The following is a 20323-nucleotide window of genomic DNA, read 5'->3' as shown; positions in this document are numbered from 1 at the left end:
TATGAAATTAAAAAGCTTTCTAACAATCTTATTAGCTGTTTCGACGGCTGCTCACTCTCTTGCTGCCCGCAACCATGATAAAGTAGCGGCACTGGAAAACCCGGTTCCTGTTTCTTTGGTTAAAAATGTAACCGGCTTCTATGGAGAACGTATGAAACTGAATCGTGACGTTTACCTGAAGAATTTCCCTATAGACAAATATGTTGATTTTATCGTGGAACGCCAACATACAACATGGGACTGGACGAAAGCCGAGCAACATGGGAAATGGCTCGAATCCGCTTATTTGTCTGCCATTCAGAGCGGTGACAGCGAATTGATGTCGAAAGCCCGTGCCGTACTCAAACGCATTGTTGAATCACAGGAAGAGAATGGTTATCTGGGTGCTACTGCCAGAAGTTATCGTTCGGACAAGAGACCAGTCAGGGGTATGGACGCTTATGAACTCTACTTTGTTTTCCATGCTTTTATTACGGTGTATGAGCAAACTGGAGATAAGGATGCTTTAGCAGCTGTTGAAAAACTGGCGGATTATTATCTGAAATACTTCGGACCCGGCAAATTGGAATTCTGGCCGTCTGACTTGAGAGATCCGGAGAACAAACATAAACAAGTGGATGCCTTGTCGGATTTTGCAGGACACGGAGTACACTATTCATGGGAAGGGACATTGCTCTGCGACCCTGTCGCACGGCTGTATGAACTTACAGGAAAGAAAAAATACCTGGAGTGGAGTGAATGGGTAGTCAGCAACATTGATAAATGGAGCGGTTGGGATGCTTTCTCACGGTTGGATTCTGTGGCCGATGGTACATTGGGGGTAGACAAACTCCAACCATACGTACATTCGCATACCTTCCAGATGAATTTTATGGGTTTTCTTCGTCTATATCGTATCACAGGAGACAAGTCGCTGTTCCGCAAAGTTGCCGGAGCATGGGATGACATTCACAAGCGTCAGATGTATATCACCGGTGGTGTCAGTGTAGCCGAGCATTATGAACACGATTATGTGAAACCAATTTCGGGTCATGTGGTTGAAACGTGTGCTACTATGTCATGGATGCAACTGACACAAATGCTGCTGGAACTGACCGGAGAGTCCAAGTATGCAGACGCAATGGAACGTTTGATGATTAATCACGTTTTTGCCGCGCAAGATTGTGAAACCGGTTCATGCCGTTATCATACCGCACCGAACGGTTCAAAACCTCATGGCTATTTTCATGGTCCCGACTGTTGCACGGCAAGCGGACATCGCATCATTTCCATGTTGCCCACTTTCATGTATGCGGAAAAAGGAAAAGAATTTTATGTGAACCAGTATGTTCCTTCCCAATATGCGGGAAAGGCTTTCTCATTTGAAATCTCCGGCAACTATCCGGAAGTGGAAAATATGGAATTGACCGTCACGTCGGAAAGGGTTGCAGACAGAGTGCTGAATCTGCGTATTCCCAGTTGGTGCGAGAAACCGCAAGTTTCTGTGAATGGAGAGAAAATGGCAGGCGTACAGCCCGGTACTTATCTGAAAATATCCCGGAAATGGGTGAAGGGAGACAAAGTCAGCATCGTTTTTCCTATGGTGGAAAAGTGGGTGATGCGCGAACATCATAGTAAATATACCACTTACACGTTGCCCAGAGGAGAGATTATGTATAGAGAAGAACCGACCGATAAAATACCATACGCTTTCTTACGTGGTCCTGTGGTTTATTGCCTGGATATGGTGTGGAATAAACAGCTTTGTAATGATGATGTAAATATGGAAAGAGATATTCAGGTGGATGTAGATGCAAAGCCTACGATTATGGACAAACCTTACCCCAAGATACTGGGACCTGCCTATCGGACAAAAGCCCTCTATAAGGGGAGTGATGTGGAAGTGGTTCTCACCCCGTTTGTAAATATTGGACAGTGGTTCCGTCCGGACGAACAGAAACCACAGAGAAATGCGGATATGTTTACTTATGGTATTTGGCAGTATAAGAAATAGGTAACTTTCAATAGGTATTAGTCATTAATAGAGAAAAGCTTCAACCTTGCACCTAGGTTGAAGCTTTTTTGATATATTTGCCGTATCAAATATTCAAGAATCAGACTATGAGCACCAGACATATCTATTATTTCCCACGGCTGAACCATATATTTCTTTTCTTATTACTTCGGACTTGGTTCATGAGCACCACTTGCGCGCAGGAAATCGTGGTGAAGGATATCCCCTCATTGGAGAAATTGCCGGTCAAGGCTATTCACCGCATATTTCAGGATAGCGATGGTTATATATGGTATGGCACTTTTAATGGGCTATGTCGGGATGATGGATATGATGTCCGTGTGTTTCGCTCCGACCTGTTTCATTACGGACTGCTGAAGGATAATTACATCACTTACATTAATGAAGACCATGAAAAACATATCTGGTTCGGAACATTCAAAGGGGCTTACATGCTGGATAAGGCAACATACCGGATTACTCCTGTCAATATGGAAGAACTGTCAGACAAAAATGTGTTCTCTATTAATGTAACCAAGGATGGCACGATTTGGGTAAGCGTGGCTGGGGCTTTATTCAGATATAAGGCTAATGGGGAAATGGTCAAACGGTATCCGATGACGTACAACCGTTCTCCACAGTTTGTTTATACCGTTTATGAAGATAAAAAGGATAATCTGCTGATATCCATTACACAGGGCGGAATGTATAAACTGAATAAGGCGACAGATAGTTTCGAACCTTATTTCCATAATGAAGAATATCGGGATATTGAGAAAATCATCTGGGACGAAACACATCAATGTTATTGGCTGGGGACTTGGGGAAAGGGTATTGTCCGTTTTAATCCGGAGGCACCATCTCCGGAACGCGCATATACTCCGCAACCGCTTCCTGTGGACGTGACAGGCGAAACCACGGGAGACACCTATCACATGGTACAGGACGACATCTACCATTATTTATGGGTTACTACCAAAAAAGACCTTTTCGCATTTTGCATCACAGAAGATAAGATGCTCGAACAGGTGGATACCTCTTCATTCCTTATTCCTGGCAATAAGATGCTTTATGAAATCTATAAAGACAGGGACGGAAAATTGTGGGTGTCGGCTTTTGATATGGAGAGTTTCATTATTGATATTCGTAAGCATTTTATAAAGAAATATACTTTACCGGCTTTAAGAGAACAGATAAAGGCAAATCCGGCTATCATCTCATTGTGTATGGATAGTAAAGGAGTGTTCTGGTTTTCGCAAGAACGTTATGGCTTGTATGTCTATGATGCGGAAACTGACCGGATGGGGTATTATTTAAGAAACGGGGGAACTAAGAATCTTCCTTTGTGGGAAGTGCGCAACCTGATTCCTTCTCATGTTCCGGGTATGGTATGGGCTATGCCTTATGGCTCTGTCATTTACGGACTAAGTCAGGAAAATATGAAAATGAAGGAGGAACTCTGCATACAAATCGGTGAGGTAACCGGAAATCCGGGAGAGACATCTTCTTTCTTCGAGGATTCGGCAAAGAATTTGTGGGTGGGTACCACGACCGGTCTATATGTATATCATATACCGACCGGAACGCTTGAAGTCATATCCGATGAACTTGGAAATGTGTCGGGGATTACGCAGACGAGTGACGGACGGATATGGGCGGCAGTCAGGGGAAAAGGAATATATAGAGTAGGACAGGATAAATATACGGAATTGTTTCCTTTGGAAAAGGACTTCACTTGTATGGATGCAACGACCGACGGCAAACTATGGTTGGGGACAAGCGAAGGAGAAATATTGATGTATGATGCCGGGCGCAAAGAAACTGCGGAGCATAGCATTGCTTGCGGCATGAAGGGGAATATCATTAATAATGTGATTGTGGACAACTATAATCATGTATGGATTGTAACGAATCAGGCTGTGAGAGAATATAATCCAAAGAATGGCGCTTATAGAAGTTATCGTACCGGTACTTCTGATTTTTTATTGAATCGTTTATTATCACATGCCTCTTATTATGACAGGAAAGGGGAACTCTATTTCGGAGGGATCTCCGGTATTATTTCTATTCCTTCCTCTCAACAACTCGAAAGTATTCCGGAACAAGTGACTACTTATATTACAGATATTAAGATAAAGGGAAAGAGCATTTGGGATAACGACAGGAAGGAAAATCCATTGAGGCAGTCCGTTCGTATGAATCCCGATGACCAAAGCCTGGAGATTAATTTTTCTTCTCTTGATTACCATCATTTGCAGCAGGTGCGTTATGCTTATCGATTGGGAAGCGTCGATAATGACTGGGTATATTTGGAGGAAGGTAGAAACTCGGCCTTCTACACCAATTTGAGTAAGGGAGAGTATGTGTTTCAAGTAAAAGCTACTGATAAGAATGGATTATGGAGCGATAAAGTGACGGAATTTACCATTCATCGTTTACCTGCTTTTTATGAGACATGGTGGGCATATACATTATATGTCCTCATTGCTATTGGTATTTTATGGACCATGCTGCATCTCTATCTTCAGCGGATCAAACAGGAAAATAACCGGATGCTGGTAGAAAGGGAACGTATGCAGATACGACCGGAAATCAGTAAAGTTCAAGCGAAGGCCGGTTCGATATCGGATATTGGTTTTGTTTCGTCGGATGAACAGCTTATAGAGAAAGCTTTAAGAATCGTAGAGGAACACATGTCCGACCCTAAACTCGATGTCGTGATGTTGGCGGATAAACTGAATGTGTCACGTTCTACTTTGTCGAGAAAGATAAAAGCGATGACCGGACAGACACCGTTGGATTTTATCAAAGATATCAAGATGAGACATGCCTGCCGGATGTTGGAGAATAAAACGGTTACTATCGCCGAAGTGGTCATGGCGCTGGGATATAGTGATCACAAGCATTTTACGACTTCATTTAAAGAAGTGTTTGGCATTACGCCTAGTGAGTATCAAAAGAAAATGAAAACGCAATAACAAAGTACATTTACCGATAAAGCATCTTATTGGGGAAAGGGTATAAGGTTATGGATTGAGTACTATCCTGTAGATACATTTGTTATTTCCCCGCTGGATAGAAGAAATGACAGTTGCATTTACAGGATGGTTGCATACGATAGTGAACATTCTTTCAGCAAATCCTTCCGAACAATAACATAAGGCCGGGAACTTCTTTTCCTTCTCTTTTTGTAATAATGGACATACACAAAATGGCTTGTCCTCGTCAACAATAAACACTTGCTTGTTACTGTCTTCATAACTGACTTTCCACTCCCATTTTTCTTCTATAAATTCAATAAAGTTATCCAGATGACCTTTGAATGGAGTTATATTCATGTCTGGTTTGTAGTCTTTAGTTCTTGAAGAATCCGTTATCTTCCCATTTCTGAACTTCCTGCGGGAGTGCGGAAGCGGCACTTACGTCAATCGGTAGCCATACTTTCATATCGCCTTCGCCACGGTGAGCCCAGGCATAATAAGGAATAAGTGTAAGTTCTGTATCTTTGGTGATTAATTTACCGTTCTTGTCGTAACTTAAAGCCTGCGCGTCAGTTTTTAGTTGGCTGATACCATAGAGAAGTTCCGGTTTCTCAACGACCTTAAATTGGGGATGCTGATTTAAAAGTACGGTATGTACATTGCATTTGTTGTCCGGCCATTCTGCACAATATACAATCGGTCCACGTTCGACGGAGACTCTCCCTTTGTCATCAACTACCTTCTCATTTGCCTTTACGATACGGGGAAGCATATCAAAATGAATTTTCACCACATCTCCCTTTTTCCATTTGCGTTCAATACTTAAATAACCGTTATTTAGCGTGTTTGCTGTCTCTTGTCCGTTCACGATTATCCGATAAGTCGGCTTCTGATTGTCTGCATAGCTATACAAGTCGCTTGGAAGAACTTCGTTGCGTACCCATCCCGGGATACGGAGCTTCAGGGCAAACTCTTGATTGCCTTGTGCCACTTTTACACGGATGTCGCCATTCCAGGGATATCCCGTTTCCTGCTCCAACACGACTTTCTTCTTATTGACTATCAATTCGGCTTTGTTGGAAAGATATAGATTGACATATACCTGATTGTCTTTGACTGCATACACATAGCCGGGAAGTGACGGAATGAAACGACTGACATTGGAAGGGCAACAGGCGCAACCGAACCACGGCTTGCGACTATATTTACCATTGGAAGCCAGCGGATTAGGATAGAAGAAGGAGCCACCGTCCAATGATACTCCGGAAATTAAGCCATTATATAATGTACGTTCCAATACATCGAAATACTTCGCATCGCCGTGCAGCAGGAAAAGGCGATAGTTCATATATACGTTACCGATGGCTGCGCAGGTTTCACAATAGGCAGAAGAATTAGGGAGTTCGTAATTGTTGCCAAAAGCTTCTCCGGCGTGTCGTGCGCCGATGCCGCCTGTGACGTAGATCTTCTTGGAGACGATGTTAGCCCAAATCTTGTCAATGGCTTTGATATAGCTACTATCACCTGTAATGGCCGCCACATCTGCCATGCCGGAATACATATAGGCGGCGCGGACTGCGTGCCCGACAGCTTCATCTTGTTCTACAACCGGTTTGTGCGCTTGGCTATAGGCATCTTTCCGACTGGTATATCCGCGCGCATCCAAAAAGAACTTGGCTTGGTCGAGATATTTCTTGTCACCTGTCACGAGATACAGTTTAACCAGTGCCATTTCTGCTATTTGATGTCCAGGAACCAGCTTTTTCTGTTGTGCTTCGTCTCCGATTTCCCGGCAGACGCAGTCAGCATATTTGATAGCAATATCAAGAAAATTACGTTTTCCCGTAGCTTGATAATGTGCAACCGCACCTTCTATCATGTGTCCTAAGTTGTAAAATTCGTGACTAAGGTTTTCCACGGCTACCCAACGTTCTTTTCCCGCCCAATTATGCGGGTGTTTGGGATTCATCGTACGGGCAGTATATAGATATCCGTCCGGTTCTTGTGCAGCAGCAACGATCACAAGTACGCTGTCAATGTACTTTTGCAATTTCTTGTCCGGGTAAGTCTGCAACGAGTAACTGGCTCCCTCGATGGTTTTGTAGACATCCGTGTCATCAAAGGAGAGTCCTTCCACTTTGTATGTATCGCTTGGATGGGCTGCTTTCACGAAATTTTCATATCTTCCGGTTTCTTCACATTTGCTGAATGCCAGAGGTATGGTCACTTCACGGCTTGCTTTGAGGCGTTGTCCCCAAAAACTGTCTGTCACTGTCACGGAAGTGAAGGATACCGGGTCTATCGGATAACCATGATTAAGTTGCGCATTCCCTACCATATTGGTAGAAATAAGTAATGCGATAGTCAGAACATTTTTCATCTGATATTATTTTAGGATTAATATAGTATGATGATTTTAACTTTGCAAATAAAAGGAATATCTATGGAAACGCCGTCTTGTGCTTTTGTCAGATACGGGAGAAGATTTATTCATTTAAAATTTGACTGAATCTTCTCCGCGTTTTGGGCCAAATCCCCCTATTCCTTTTACCATAAAGCTAAATAACGGGATTAGGGTGTAGGAACTACCTGCCTGATTGTTCCGTCTTCATTAAATTCCATCCAATCCATGCACACTTCTCGGTGCCATCCCGGTCCATGTTTCAGATACTCCTTATTAATACGGTGATAGACGATAATCCACCTGTCTTTCTTGTTAGGAATTTGAAGAACCGAGCAATGTGCCGGACCATAAACTTCTTCTTTAGGAGATTGGATCAGGATAATCGGTTCTTTGGCAACTTGGATAGGTCCTAATGGAGAGTCGCTTGTACCGTAAGCTACATGATAATTGGGGGAACCTGTATCATCCACAGACCATAAGAAATAATAAACTCCTTTTCTGAAGAATACATAAGGAGCTTCCCGGAATGCATACGTTTCTAAAGTCCCGCCTTTGGGAGTCATCACCGTGATGGTTTCTTCTTTGACAGACATCATGTCGTCATTGAGTTCGGCTCCTGCCATATAGCCGTTCCCCCAATAGAGATAACTTTTACCTGATATAGGGTCGGTATATACGTCCACATCAATTTGCTGTCCCCGCCCTACGGGAGAAGAAGTGATAATTGGTTTCCCCGAATCGGTGAATGGACCTAAAGGGAAATTTGCCGTGGCTACTCCTATTTGCTTGCCTTTGTTGGTGACAGGATTTGCGCTATAATAAAAGAAGTATTTATATTTTCCGTTTATTTTCTTTTCTTCGATGCAAGGTGCCCATGCATTGCCATTCGCCCATGATACATCTTTGTTCATGTCTAAAATGACTTTCTCCTCTTTCCATGATTTCAGATTCTTCGATGAAAAGACTTTGAAATAACTCCCGCCCCAACCGGGAAATCCATCGCTTGTGGGATAAATATAGTAATGCTTCGTCTGCTGTGAATATAGTATTTCAGGATCAGCATGGAAACTGGGTAATATCGGATTATGCGATTTTCTGTTTTGCGCTGTCATTTGTATTGTCCCGATGAGGCATAAGCAGAATAGGAAGAGTTTGAAATGCAAATGTTTCATGTTTGATGTATTGGTTTAATTGTTGTATTGCAAAGATAAATGGTCTTTTTTGGAAAAAAGGATGTATATCCGTCAAAGGGGGCTGATTATCGTTCAATTGTTGTGAATGACAGCTATCTGGAGTCGAATCTGGAGAAACTTCTGGCTCGATATCGGGGTGAAGGTTGGTACAATGATACTTCCGCATACGATTATTATAGCGCATGGGCTTGACCTACGACCCTATCTGGACGGAAATGTTCGGAAAGAAACAATATCCTCAATACGTAGCGCAGTTCTAATTTGACGAACAGAGATCAGAAAAACATCTCATTCGAATATTTGATATTAAAAACGTACTATTACCATGAAAAGAAAGATTATTCTGATTTTATTATTTTTCAGTATATCCATTATTCAAATACAAGGAATTACTTTACCTGTCTTTTGTAATTGAAGTTTCTTCCCAATCTTCTACTGTCCGTGTGACGGATGAAAAATTTACTCCTATGCAAATCACTTTTCGCTTGTCTGCCAGATAAGGCTTTGCGTAACTGTTTTTTTCTATTTGTTCCAGGGCTTCCCGTGCTGTACCATCCATCTTAAATTCGAAGATATAGACATATTCTTCCATCTCCAGTGTACAGTCCACTCGTCCGTAACTTTGACGATCTTCGCAATGGATAGCAATGCAATATACACCTATAAGTCGAAGCAATAGATAAAATGTATATTGAAAATGTTTTTCCGTTATGTCTATGTCTTTTAGCGAGCCGTGGGAGTCGTAAGGAATACTTGCCAGGAAAGAAGTGAGTGAACGACGGAACGCCTCTGTATCTCCCTGTTCAAGAGTCATTACGGCATCTGTTATCCAACTTGTCACCTCTTTGCTCTTAGGCTTCATATAGCTGGCTGCCAACATGGAAAGAAATCCTTTTCGTACCTCGTTGTTCGGGAAGTCGAGCAGATAGGTTCCCATTCTTTTATTATATTCTTTGATTGTGAGGTATCCGCTTTGGTAAATCATAGGTAGGGGTTGTTCTACGTTCGCCTTGTAGTCTACAAACATAGCTGGATCGTAGTATTTTCCCGTAAGTTCGTTCATCTGTTCGCGGCTGTGTTGCAGCAGGCGTATCAGATAGGTGGGAGTTCCGGTAGCGAACCAGTAATCACGGATTTCATTCATCCGAAAAGCATTAAGAATGCTGAACGGATTATAGATATTCGTCATGTTCGTGCTGAAATGATAGCCGTCGTACTGTCGTTTCAACCAATCTTTCATTTCTTCTGCTGTATATTCGTATTTAGTTGCCAATTGGAGCATTGGTTCTTCGAAATATTTCTCTAATTCTTCTTGGGTGATTCCACAAAGTGACTCGTATTGTTCACTCATACTGATATCTGTAGGTTGGTTGAATCCGCTGAACACACTTACTTGCGAGAACTTCGTAACTCCTGTCAGCAGGACGAACTTCAGGTATTCGTCGGCACCTTTGAATGTGGAATAGAATGATTTCAGAATCTCCCTGTGATGATCTTCGAGCAGTTGTCTTTCTCCTTCTTGATTGCAGGTAGAGGCTCCGGTATCCAGTACATCCAGGATGGGCTTGTCATATTCATCAATCAACACTACAGCGCGCTTTCCGGTCTTTTGGTAGGCACGTTGTAGAACTCCCTTGAAGCGATCGCCTGTGGTGGTTTCAAGAGTATCTTTGCCATATTCTATTTCCCATTTGGCTATATAGGTTTCAATCGTTTTTTCCAGTTCTCCTTCACGGGTGTAGTTCCCACCGTTAAAATCGACACGGAAGATGGGGTATTCCAACCAGTCTTTTTCAAGCTCGGCTATTGCAAGTCCGTCAAAAAGTTCTTTCCGTCCTTGAAAGTAACAGGCGAGCGTACTAATCAACAGACTTTTTCCGAATCGGCGGGGACGGCTCAAGAAATAGACTGAACCTTCTTGCACAAGACTGTAAACCAAAGCAGTCTTGTCTACATAGACAAATCCGTCTTCGCGAAGGCGGTCGAAACTCTGTATTCCAATAGGATATTTCATCTTTTCGTCAGCTTTTTATAAATTAATAGACGAAGATACGTGAAAACAAACATAAATGCAAAAGAATCATCAGATATGTTTGAATGGGGGAATTTGCCCGTTTTCTAGGGGGACAAAATAAAGGTCGATGTACCGATGAATTAATTCAAATCCGTGAAAAACAAATAAGTAATAATGGCGTAGTGCGGTTTTCTTGATAGGCAATAATCTAAAAACAGACAAAAAAGAATGATAATTCTCTCATTAAATAAATAAAAGTGTTTATTTTTGTTGCAATAAAACTACAAACGTACTTTATGAAAAACAAACGATGCGTAAATATTGTTAATAAAAAGATTATACTTCTTTTATTTTTACTCTGCATGCAACCTTCTGCTGCATTGCGTGCATCAGGAGACGACCTTGCCGCTAATCTGAAATTCAAGCGGTTTCCTGCCTTAAATAATCTGCCGTCGGACGAAATACAAAAAATATATCAGGATAAAGATGGATTTGTCTGGCTGGCAAGTCGTTATGGCTTCTATCAATATGACGGTTATGAAACGACTTTGTATAAATCAAACCTGTATACTCCAGGATTGCTGACTAATAATAATATCCTCTGTTTGGTGGACGACTATGACCATAACTTGTGGGTAGGTACGCAGGAAGGTTTGAATATATTGAATAAGAAAACCGGAGAAATAAAGAAAATACTATCCCCCGTCATTCCGAACAATGTAATATCTTGTCTGTTGGTGATGCGTGACCATTCCGTCTGGCTGGGTACGGATTCCGGATTGTGTAAGTATGATGCTGAAAATGGCACGTTTGTGGTTTATAACCGGGAATTGACCGGAGGAGTGCTGGATTATACCGCTATTAAATCATTGCTGGAAGATTCGGAGGGGGATTTGTGGATAGGTACTTGGTCATCGGGGTTATATAGATATGTCCCTTCCACCGGAAAGTTTTATGCTTATCCTACCATGAATGAACGTAATTCTGCACATGTCATTTATGAAGATACAAATAAGAATATTTGGGTAGGCAGTTGGAACTGCGGGCTTTTTAAACTTGATAATCCGAAAAACCTCAGTACGGTGTCCTACGTGAATTATCGGCATAAGGCAGGCGATGGTACAAGTTTGTCTGATGATATAGTATATGATATAAGTGAAGACCTGAATACCGGAACATTGTGGGTGGGTACACGTAGCGGATTGAGTATCATGGGAAAAGACGCTCCCGGTCGCTTTGTCAATTATAAGTCCCGCGGCTCCTCACACTATATCTTCTGTGATGAAATCAATACTATTTTACGCGATAAGGCGGGGATAATGTGGCTTGGTTCCATCGGCGGAGGGGTATTGGCGGCCGATACCAGTCAACCCATGTTTGCTTCCCACAGCCTGGATTTTGCAGATAATGATATCCCCATTACTTCCATACGTGCATTGTTTACGGATTCCGAACGTAATATTTGGATGGGGATTGGTACGTATGGGTTGGCTTGTATTGAATATACTACCGGCAAGTTGAAGTCTCATTCACAAATACCGGAGTTTGCAGGAATGACCGTTCCTACCGTATTCTCCGTAGTGCAACGACAGAATAGTGGGGATATTTGGTTTGGTACATACGATGGGGGGATTTTCATCTACCGGAAGGGACGTAAAGTAGAGAATCTGACGGCTGAAAACTGCGAATTCGTGGGGAATTCTTGTGTTTCCGCACTTTATGAAGACGGACATGGCAACTGCTGGGTAGGAACCCGCGGTAGTTTAGGGGTATTGTTGGCTAATGGAAAGAGTTTCTTGTTTGGTCCCATGACATTCGCGGAAAAAACACGACTGGACTGGTTTTATGTGCGCGACATCATCACCGATAGTGAGAATAGTGTGTGGATAGCTACTTCAAACTACGGGCTGATTCATATTCAGGGAGATATTCATCATCCTTCCACTTTGAAGTATGATAATTACAGCTTTTATAACGGAAAATTGACTACAAACAATGTGTTGTGCCTTTATAAAGACAAGACAGGACGTTTGTGGGTGGGGACAGAGGGAGGAGGTCTTTATCTCTATGACCGTCAGAATAACTGTTTTGAGGCGAAAAATCAGGAATATAATATCCCTGGTGATATGGTAGGTAGTATCGAAGAAGATAAGAATGGAAACTTATGGTTAGGAACCAATGCAGGATTGGTAAAGTTGGGCGCACAATCGCCAGGACGGGATGCGGTAGTTCGCGTATATACTGAAGTTGATGGGCTGCAAGGAAATTTTTTCATTTCCCGGTCTGCTTGCAGTCGCGATGGCGAATTGTTTTTTGGAGGCTACAGGGGATATAACAGTTTTATTCCTGAAAATATGGAAGAAAAACAGAGAGATGTCTCGCTTGCAATCACCGATATTAAGATATTCAACCGTTCCATAACTTTGTTGCCACTGGATATGCAGCGGAAAATATCCCGGTTCACTCCGACTTTCACTCAGAGAATAGAGCTACCTTACCAATACAATAATTTCAGTATCGAGTTTGCCACACTTACGTATAAGAATCCGGAACTGAACCGGTATGCCTATCAATTGGAAGGATTTGATAAGAATTGGGTGTATACAAATTCGAACCGGCGTTTCGCTTACTATAATAACTTGAAGAGCGGAACTTATACGTTCCGTTTGAAGGCAACCGATGAGAATGGAATTTGGAGCGGTTATATCCGCGAATTGACAGTTGTGATACTTCCCCCGTTCTGGGCAACCTGGTGGGCGTATATCTTGTACGTACTGTTTGCTGCCGGAACGGTTTTCTGGCTCTTTCGAATCACTCGTAACCGTATTCTGTTGCAAAATGAGCTCCGGTTGCGCGAAATAGAAAAGATGAAATCGGAGGAATTGAATCATGCTAAATTGCAATTCTTTACCAATATAACCCATGAATTACTGACACCGCTCACTATCGTTTCTGCTACGGTGGACGAGCTTAAAGCACAAGCTCCCCAGCATACTGACCTGTTTGCGGTGATGTATAACAATATTCATCGGTTAATACGCTTGTTACAACAAATTTTGGAGTTTCGAAAAGCGGAAACAGGGAATTTAAAACTTCGGGTTTCTTCTGGAGACATAGCAGCTTTTGTGAGGAAGGAAACGGAAGGTTTTCAACCTTTGATAAAGAAATCGAAAATACACTTTTCTGTATTGTGCAATCCGGATTCAATCATAGGATACTTTGATACGGATAAGTTGGATAAAATTTTATATAACCTGCTGTCTAATGCGGCTAAATATACAGTAGAGGGTGGCTTCATACAGGTGACGCTGTCATATGCGGAAGATAGAGACCATATATTCCTGAAAGTCAAAGATAACGGTGAGGGCATTTCGCAGGAGAAGCAGAAAACTCTTTTTCAACGTTTTTATGAAGGCGACTATCGTAAGTTCAATACAATTGGGACAGGAATCGGTCTGTCGCTCACCAAAGATCTGGTAGAGCTGCATAAAGGTACTATTTCTGTAGAGAGCGAAAGCGGACAAGGCGCGGAGTTTATAGTGTGTATTCCTATTGACCGCTCTTATTTCAGCGAAGACCAGATTGATGACGAGACTATTGTGCCGATACAGAAAACCGGGACTTATGCCGATGAGGAAGATGTGCAGACAAACGATGAGGCGGAAGTGGTGAAAAAGAAACATTCGGTGCTGGTGATAGAGGATAATGAAGAGTTGCTGCAACTCATGACAAGACTGTTGAAACGTGAATATAATGTATTTACGGCGGAAAACGGTAAGGAAGGGATTATTGTATTGGAAAATGAGGATATAGATTTGATCGTGTCTGATGTGATGATGCCCGAAATGGATGGGATCGAATTTTGTAAATACGTGAAAGGTAATCTGGAAATCAGTCATATTCCTGTGATACTGTTGACTGCCAAAAATAAGGAAGAAGATCGGGCGGAAGCTTATGAAGTGGGTGCGGATGCTTTTATCAGCAAACCCTTTAATCTGCCTGTGCTTTATGCGCGTATTCGTAATTTGTTGAAACATAAGGAAGGGCTGGTGCATGACTTCAAACATCAGTTGGTATTTGAATTGAAGGACCTGAATTATACAAGTCTGGATGAAGATTTCCTGCAACGGGCTATTGATTGTGTGAATGGTCATCTGGAAGATGCTGAATTTGATCAGCCGCAGTTTGCCGATGAAATGAAAACCAGTAAATCTACTTTGTATAAGAAACTTAAATCTTTGACAGGACTCAATACTTCAGCTTTTATTCGTAATGTTCGCTTGAAATCCGCCTGTCGGATTATGGAGGAGAAAGGTAGTAATATCCGTATTTCTGAATTGGCTTATGCGGTGGGATTCAACGATCCCAAATATTTCAGTTCTTGCTTTAAGAAAGAGTTCGGAATGTTGCCTTCCGAGTATATTGAACGATTTCTGACTGTTCCTGCCAGATAGGAGGCGAATCATTCATATTCTCAGGTCGAATTATCATTCGATTTGGTGGAGTAACTAAAATTCACCCTAAGATAAGTATTATTGGAGCCTTGCAGACAAGAGGGTTCTTACATTTGCATTGGTTTTTCTATACAGGCTATAGAATAATCTGTAGTTCATTTTATGTTTAATCTTAATATTTATACTAAATGGAAAAACAAAAGCAATTCCATGAAAGACAAGCGGGAAAGAAATGTCGGCTACTTCCGGTAGCGCTCTCCTTGTTTTTGTTTCTTTTGATTCCTCTGAAAGGATATGGAGACGAGAATCCCATAGCAGAGGTGGTACAGCAAAACTCCAAACTGACAGGCACGGTGGTGGATGCCAATGGTGAGCCTGTGATTGGTGCTAATGTTACGGTAGTGGGAACTACATTGGGAACCATTACCGATATAGACGGGCGTTTTTCTCTCAATGCGAATTCCGGTGCAAAAATTAAAATTAGTTTTATCGGTTACAAAGAAAAAGTGGTAACCATTAAGAAAGGTATTAGTTTCAATATAGTTTTGGAAGAAGATGCACAGTCATTGGGGGAAGTTCAGGTGGTAGCTTATGGTGTTCAGAAAAAAGTGTCCATCACGGGGGCTATTTCTTCTATGAAGGGAGATGACTTGTTGAAGACTCCGGCGGGATCTTTATCTAATGTATTGTCTGGGCAAATCACAGGTATTTCTTCCGTACAGTATTCCGGTGAGCCGGGAGCGGATGCGGCGGATATTTATGTGCGTGGTGTCGCTACATGGAACAATGCGAAACCGTTGATTCAGGTAGATGGTGTAGAACGGGATTTCTCGCAGATTGACCCGAATGAAATCGAGAGTGTGACTGTGCTCAAAGATGCTTCAGCTACGGCTGTATTCGGTGTGCGGGGTGCCAATGGTGTTATCTTGATTACGACCAAACGTGGGGCTGAAGGAAAGGCAAAGGTTTCTTTCTCCACGTCAGCCGGTGTCAATGTGCGGACAAAGGATCTGGAGTTTGCCAATTCCTACCAGTATGCTTCCTATTATAATATGATGAAGGTCAATGATGGCGGGGTAGCTACTTTTAGCGATGAACAGCTGGAAACGTTCCGTAATCATTCTAATCCGTTGATATATCCGGATATTAATTGGATTGATTATTGTATGAATAAGGCTGCTTTTCAGTCTCAACATAATGTGAATATATCTGGTGGAACCAGCAATATGAAATATTTTGTCTCTGCCGGTTTGTTTACGCAAGGCGGTATGTTCAAGCAGTTCAATGCGACGGATGACTTTAATTTTGATTACAAGCGTTATAATTATCGTGCTAATTTGGATTTTGATGTAACGAAAACAACTTTGCTGTCTGTTAATATTGGTGGTCGTATAGAAACGAAACGTACTCCTGAATCAGGTGAAGACCAGAATCAATTGTTCCGTAAGCTCTATTGGGCGGTTCCTTTTGCGGGTGCAGGTATTGTAAACGGTGAACGTGTCGTATCTAATTCCGAAATTCTCCCTTTTACGGGAATGGACGGATTGAGCTCTTATTATGGAAAGGGCTTTCAGACAAAGACGACAAATGTTCTGAATGTAGACCTTGCATTGAACCAGAAACTGGATTTCATCACAAAAGGATTGTCCGTGAAACTGAAAGGTGCTTATAACTCAGAATATGCTAATACAAAAAAGGCAAGTTCGTCCAAGGCTTATTATACACCTGTTGCAAATGCTGATGGTTCTATTTCTCTTCGTAAATATGGGACTGATTCTCAATTAAGTTACGATGAACCTGACAATGGCTTTTCTAAAGCGCGTAACTGGTATATGGAACTGGCTTTGAATTATGCCCGTAAGTTTGGGGAGCATAATGTGACAGCATTGTTACTCTATAATCAGTCAAAAAAATATTATCCGTCAGAGTACTCTGACATTCCTACCGGATATGTAGGTTTGGTGGGGCGTGTGACTTATGATTGGAAAACCCGTTATATGGCAGAATTTAATGCGGGTTATAACGGTTCGGAAAACTTTCGTCCGGGAAATCGGTATGGTTTCTTCCCGGCAGGTTCATTGGGCTGGGTTGTAAGTGAGGAATCTTTCTTCCAGCAGATTAAAGGTGTGGTGAATTATTTGAAACTACGTGCTTCTGTAGGGATGGTAGGTAATGATGTATCACAACGATTCTTATATTTGCCTGATTCTTACCAATATGGTGATGGAGGATATTATTTCGGACAGAATGTTGGAAATAAAATGCCCGGTGCCAGTGAAGTCAGCCGTTCTAATCCGGACGCCAAGTGGGAAACTGCTATAAAGCAGAATTATGGAGTGGATGCCACTTTTTTGGCGGAGCGTTTGACGGTTTCTTTAGATTACTTTAGAGAAGACCGCAGTGATATTTTATCTAAACCCGATTATTTGCCGGCAATTCTAGGCATGTCACTTCCTTCTGTTAACGTTGGGGAGACATTGAATAGAGGATTTGAAGTACAGTTGAAATGGAACGAAACTCTGAAAAATGATTTCAGATATTGGGCAAACTTTAATATTTCTTTCTCAAGGAATAAAATTGTCTACAAGAATGAGGTAGATCAAAATGAGCCTTGGATGTATGAGACAGGACGTAGAATAGGTTCCCGGTCGATGTATAAGTTTTGGGGCTTCTATGATGAAACGGCAGATATACGTTATCAGGAAGAGTTTGGACGTCCGATAGCTGATCATGGTATTACGTTGGTGCCGGGTGATTGCGTTTATGTAGACTTGAATGCCGATGGTGAAATAAACTCTAATGATGCTACGCGGGATATAGGATATACGGATATGCCGGAATACACGGCCGGATTGAATACCGGATTCAGTTGGAAGAATTTTGATTTCTCTATGCAATGGACAGGAGCTTGGAATGCGGACCGTATGTTGGACGAATTCAGACGTCCGTTGGGTGATACGAATGAAAAGGGATTGTTGCTTTATCAGTATGATACAACGTGGCGTTCATCGGCTGATACATTCACAGCTAAGTTTCCGCGTACTTCCAGTCTGCATGCTTCCAATAATTATGCAGGGTCTGACTTGTATTTGGTTAATGCCAGCTATTTACGTCTGAAGAGTATTGAGATAGGTTATAATTTCAATTTCCCTTTCATGAAGAAATTGAAGATGGATAATTGCCGGTTATACGTCAATGGATATAATTTGGTTACTATTACCGGATTCAAATGGGGAGACCCCGAATCTCGTCAGAGTTCCCGCCCTAATTATCCTTTGACACGTGTGTTTAATATTGGATTGAAACTTGGATTCTAATGCTTTATGAATAATATGATGAAACATTTAAGTAAATGGTTTATTGCGGCATTTGCAGGAGTGGCTTTGTTCGCCTCTTCTTGTGTCGATCAGGTGAAATTTGGAGATAGCTTTTTAGAAAAAGCTCCGGGGGTAGCGGTAACGCAAGATACAATCTTCGGAAAAGCGACTTATGCTCGTGCTTTCTTGTGGGATACTTATAGCAAACTTTATTATGGACTCCCTGTATATTGGAATACTGTGGAGGGAAAAATGAATACCGGAATCTTTGAAATGATGTCCGATTGTTGGCATAGCCATACAGACTGGAACGGAATTAACCGGAAATACTATTCGGGTTCTTATAAGGCTGGTGATGAGGATAGCAGCGATGATACACGTTTCGGGTATACTAAAGAGAACTGTTGGGAGGCGATTCGTGCCGCATTGCTTTTTGTGGAGAATGTAGAACGGGTTCCGGATATGGATGATGCGGAGAAAAAACGTTTGGCGGCAGAAGCTAAAGTGATTGTTGCATCTCGTTATTTTGATTTGTTCCGCCATTTTGGAGGGCTTCCGTTAATTAAGGAAACCTATGATGTGCAGCCATCTTACGAACTGCCTCGTGCTACGGTGGAAGAAACGGTGAAGTATATGGTTGATCTTTTGGACGAGGCTGCTGCCACTCCTCAACTTCCGTGGGATTTGGGAACGGATGACACGAACTGGCAGGGACGCTTTACCAAGGCATCCGCTATGGGGCTGAAGTGCAAGATTCTTTTATTTGCGGCCAGTCCGTTGTTTAATGATAATGTTCCTTATTGTACGGAGCCGCCGCAAGATGCTGTGATTAATCATCAGGTGTGGTATGGTGCCTACAAACCGGAATTGTGGGATCAGTGCTGGCAGGCTTGTGTTGATTTCTTTACGGAACTTCAGTCAAAAGGATATTATGAACTGACGCAAGCAACAGAAGCTACGGCACAGGGTTATAGAAATGCGTACAATAAGGCTTATTTTACCCGTGAGAATAATAAGGAGCTATTGATCTCTACACATATTTCCCGTTTTGGAAAATTTAATTCGTGGGATGAATGGCAGTATATTTTTGTCAAAGGAGACAATGGTACGGTTTATACAGGTGGACTGACTCCTACATTGGAATTTATGGAGATGTTCCCGATAAGTAATGGTGAACCTTTCCGGTTGAATGCTGCTACAAACCCGTTTTATACGGATAATGACTATAACCGGCCGACTCGTGACCCGCGTCTGTATGAAACGATGCTGGTGAATGGAACACAGTTTGGTGATCATGCTGCCGAATTATGGATTGGAGGACGTGACAATATCAATGATACGGAGAAGGAGACAGGCAAGTATGCTACCGGATTCGGGTGTTACAAGTTCTATAAGGAAGGGGTCAATTCTCTGAAAGATAAATATCTGCAATGGCCATATCTGCGTCTGGCAGAAATGTATCTGATTTATGCGGAAGCATTGCTAAAGTCTAAGAATGATTTAACGGGGGCTATCGAGCAAGTAAATAAGGTACGTGCCCGTGTTGGGTTAGGTGACTTGGCGGCTTGCAATCCGGATAAGAATCTGACGAACGACGCTAACGCCTTATTGGAAGAGATTCTTAGAGAGCGTGCTTGCGAACTGGGATTGGAAGATGTACGCTTGTTTGATATGACACGATATAAAAGAGATGATCTTTTCAGAAAACAACTTCACGGATTAAAGATTTATAGAAATGATGGGGGAGGAAACACTCCTTGGTCTGGAACTACAGGAAACAGCAGTGCTTATCCTAAACCGACGCAATTCACTTATGAGGCGTTTCCGCTGGTAAATCCTTCCCGTGCATGGTGGAGTAATTTCAGTCCGAAGTGGTATTTGTCGGCATTTCCACCATCAGAGGTGAACAAGAAATACGGGTTGACTCAAAATCCCGGATGGAATTAATGTGGAATAACTACGATTAA

General features: G+C 42.1%; 9 protein-coding genes and 1 pseudogene. 6 read left to right on the top strand and 4 right to left on the bottom strand.

The genetic code is table 11. From position 1 onward, the window contains the following. The first annotated feature begins 1 nt into the window (after nucleotide 1). Entirely contained in the window at nucleotides 2-1993 is a 1992-nt protein-coding gene (locus tag AB5443_RS15780; RefSeq protein WP_277132140.1) for a beta-L-arabinofuranosidase domain-containing protein, read from the top strand. A gap of 107 nt (nucleotides 1994-2100) precedes the next feature. Next, nucleotides 2101-4971 carry a two-component regulator propeller domain-containing protein gene (locus AB5443_RS15775; RefSeq protein WP_283139972.1) on the top strand — a complete coding sequence of 957 codons (2871 nt, stop codon included), beginning with the start codon at nucleotides 2101-2103 and terminating at the stop codon, nucleotides 4969-4971. 48 nt (nucleotides 4972-5019) lie between these two features. Here the strand turns inward: AB5443_RS15775 and AB5443_RS15770 are convergent, their stop codons facing one another. The 3 genes from AB5443_RS15770 to AB5443_RS15760 all read right to left on the bottom strand — a co-directional run bounded on the left by AB5443_RS15770 (nucleotide 5020) and on the right by AB5443_RS15760 (nucleotide 8550). Beyond that, entirely contained in the window at nucleotides 5020-5331 is a 312-nt protein-coding gene (locus AB5443_RS15770) for a hypothetical protein (RefSeq protein WP_277132136.1), read from the bottom strand. Nucleotides 5332-5347: 16 nt separating this feature from the next. Next, the gene (locus tag AB5443_RS15765) at nucleotides 5348-7354 is read right to left on the bottom strand and encodes a glycoside hydrolase family 127 protein (protein WP_283139973.1); all 2007 of its coding nucleotides are present in this window, start codon (nucleotides 7352-7354) and stop codon (nucleotides 5348-5350) included. 191 nt (nucleotides 7355-7545) lie between these two features. Continuing rightward, on the bottom strand, nucleotides 7546-8550 hold the full coding sequence (locus tag AB5443_RS15760) for a family 43 glycosylhydrolase (RefSeq protein ID WP_277132132.1): 1005 nt from the start codon (nucleotides 8548-8550) through the stop codon (nucleotides 7546-7548). A gap of 102 nt (nucleotides 8551-8652) precedes the next feature. On the opposite strand from AB5443_RS15760, the pseudogene AB5443_RS15755 reads away from it, so the two are divergent. After that, nucleotides 8653-8828: pseudogene (locus AB5443_RS15755) on the top strand (DUF2264 domain-containing protein); the annotation flags it as partial. 137 nt (nucleotides 8829-8965) lie between these two features. Here AB5443_RS15755 and AB5443_RS15750 read toward each other — a convergent pair. Then, complete coding sequence (locus tag AB5443_RS15750) at nucleotides 8966-10585, bottom strand: ATP-binding protein (protein WP_195407364.1); 1620 nt, start codon at nucleotides 10583-10585, stop codon at nucleotides 8966-8968. A gap of 296 nt (nucleotides 10586-10881) precedes the next feature. On the opposite strand from AB5443_RS15750, the gene AB5443_RS15745 reads away from it, so the two are divergent. The 3 genes from AB5443_RS15745 (at nucleotide 10882) to AB5443_RS15735 (ending at nucleotide 20303) form a co-directional block, all read left to right on the top strand. Continuing rightward, on the top strand, nucleotides 10882-15039 hold the full coding sequence (locus AB5443_RS15745) for a hybrid sensor histidine kinase/response regulator transcription factor (RefSeq protein ID WP_277132130.1): 4158 nt from the start codon (nucleotides 10882-10884) through the stop codon (nucleotides 15037-15039). 188 nt (nucleotides 15040-15227) lie between these two features. Next, nucleotides 15228-18356 (top strand): TonB-dependent receptor, encoded by a 3129-nt coding sequence (locus AB5443_RS15740; protein ID WP_277132128.1) that lies wholly within the window; start codon nucleotides 15228-15230, stop codon nucleotides 18354-18356. Between the two features lie 6 nt (nucleotides 18357-18362). Then, entirely contained in the window at nucleotides 18363-20303 is a 1941-nt protein-coding gene (locus AB5443_RS15735) for a RagB/SusD family nutrient uptake outer membrane protein (RefSeq protein WP_195407361.1), read from the top strand. The last annotated feature ends 20 nt before the right edge of the window (nucleotides 20304-20323 follow it).

It is taken from the genome of Bacteroides sp. RTP21281st1_H5_RTP21281_210402, from assembly GCF_040918965.1.
Classification (GTDB): domain Bacteria; phylum Bacteroidota; class Bacteroidia; order Bacteroidales; family Bacteroidaceae; genus Bacteroides; species Bacteroides congonensis.
The sequence above is the reverse complement of the archived record's forward strand: the minus strand, read 5'-3'. Positions and strand labels throughout refer to the sequence as shown.

Bases quoted from the DNA above. Each gene is read 5' to 3' on its own strand.
- AB5443_RS15780 (WP_277132140.1), top strand. From the start codon at position 2: ATGAAATTAAAAAGCTTTCTAACAATCTTATTAGCTGTTTCGACGGCT.
- AB5443_RS15775 (WP_283139972.1), top strand. From the start codon at position 2,101: ATGAGCACCAGACATATCTATTATTTCCCACGGCTGAACCATATATTT.
- AB5443_RS15770 (WP_277132136.1), bottom strand. From the start codon at position 5,331: ATGAATATAACTCCATTCAAAGGTCATCTGGATAACTTTATTGAATTT.
- AB5443_RS15765 (WP_283139973.1), bottom strand. From the start codon at position 7,354: ATGAAAAATGTTCTGACTATCGCATTACTTATTTCTACCAATATGGTA.
- AB5443_RS15760 (WP_277132132.1), bottom strand. From the start codon at position 8,550: ATGAAACATTTGCATTTCAAACTCTTCCTATTCTGCTTATGCCTCATC.
- AB5443_RS15750 (WP_195407364.1), bottom strand. From the start codon at position 10,585: ATGAAATATCCTATTGGAATACAGAGTTTCGACCGCCTTCGCGAAGAC.
- AB5443_RS15745 (WP_277132130.1), top strand. From the start codon at position 10,882: ATGAAAAACAAACGATGCGTAAATATTGTTAATAAAAAGATTATACTT.
- AB5443_RS15740 (WP_277132128.1), top strand. From the start codon at position 15,228: ATGGAAAAACAAAAGCAATTCCATGAAAGACAAGCGGGAAAGAAATGT.
- AB5443_RS15735 (WP_195407361.1), top strand. From the start codon at position 18,363: ATGAATAATATGATGAAACATTTAAGTAAATGGTTTATTGCGGCATTT.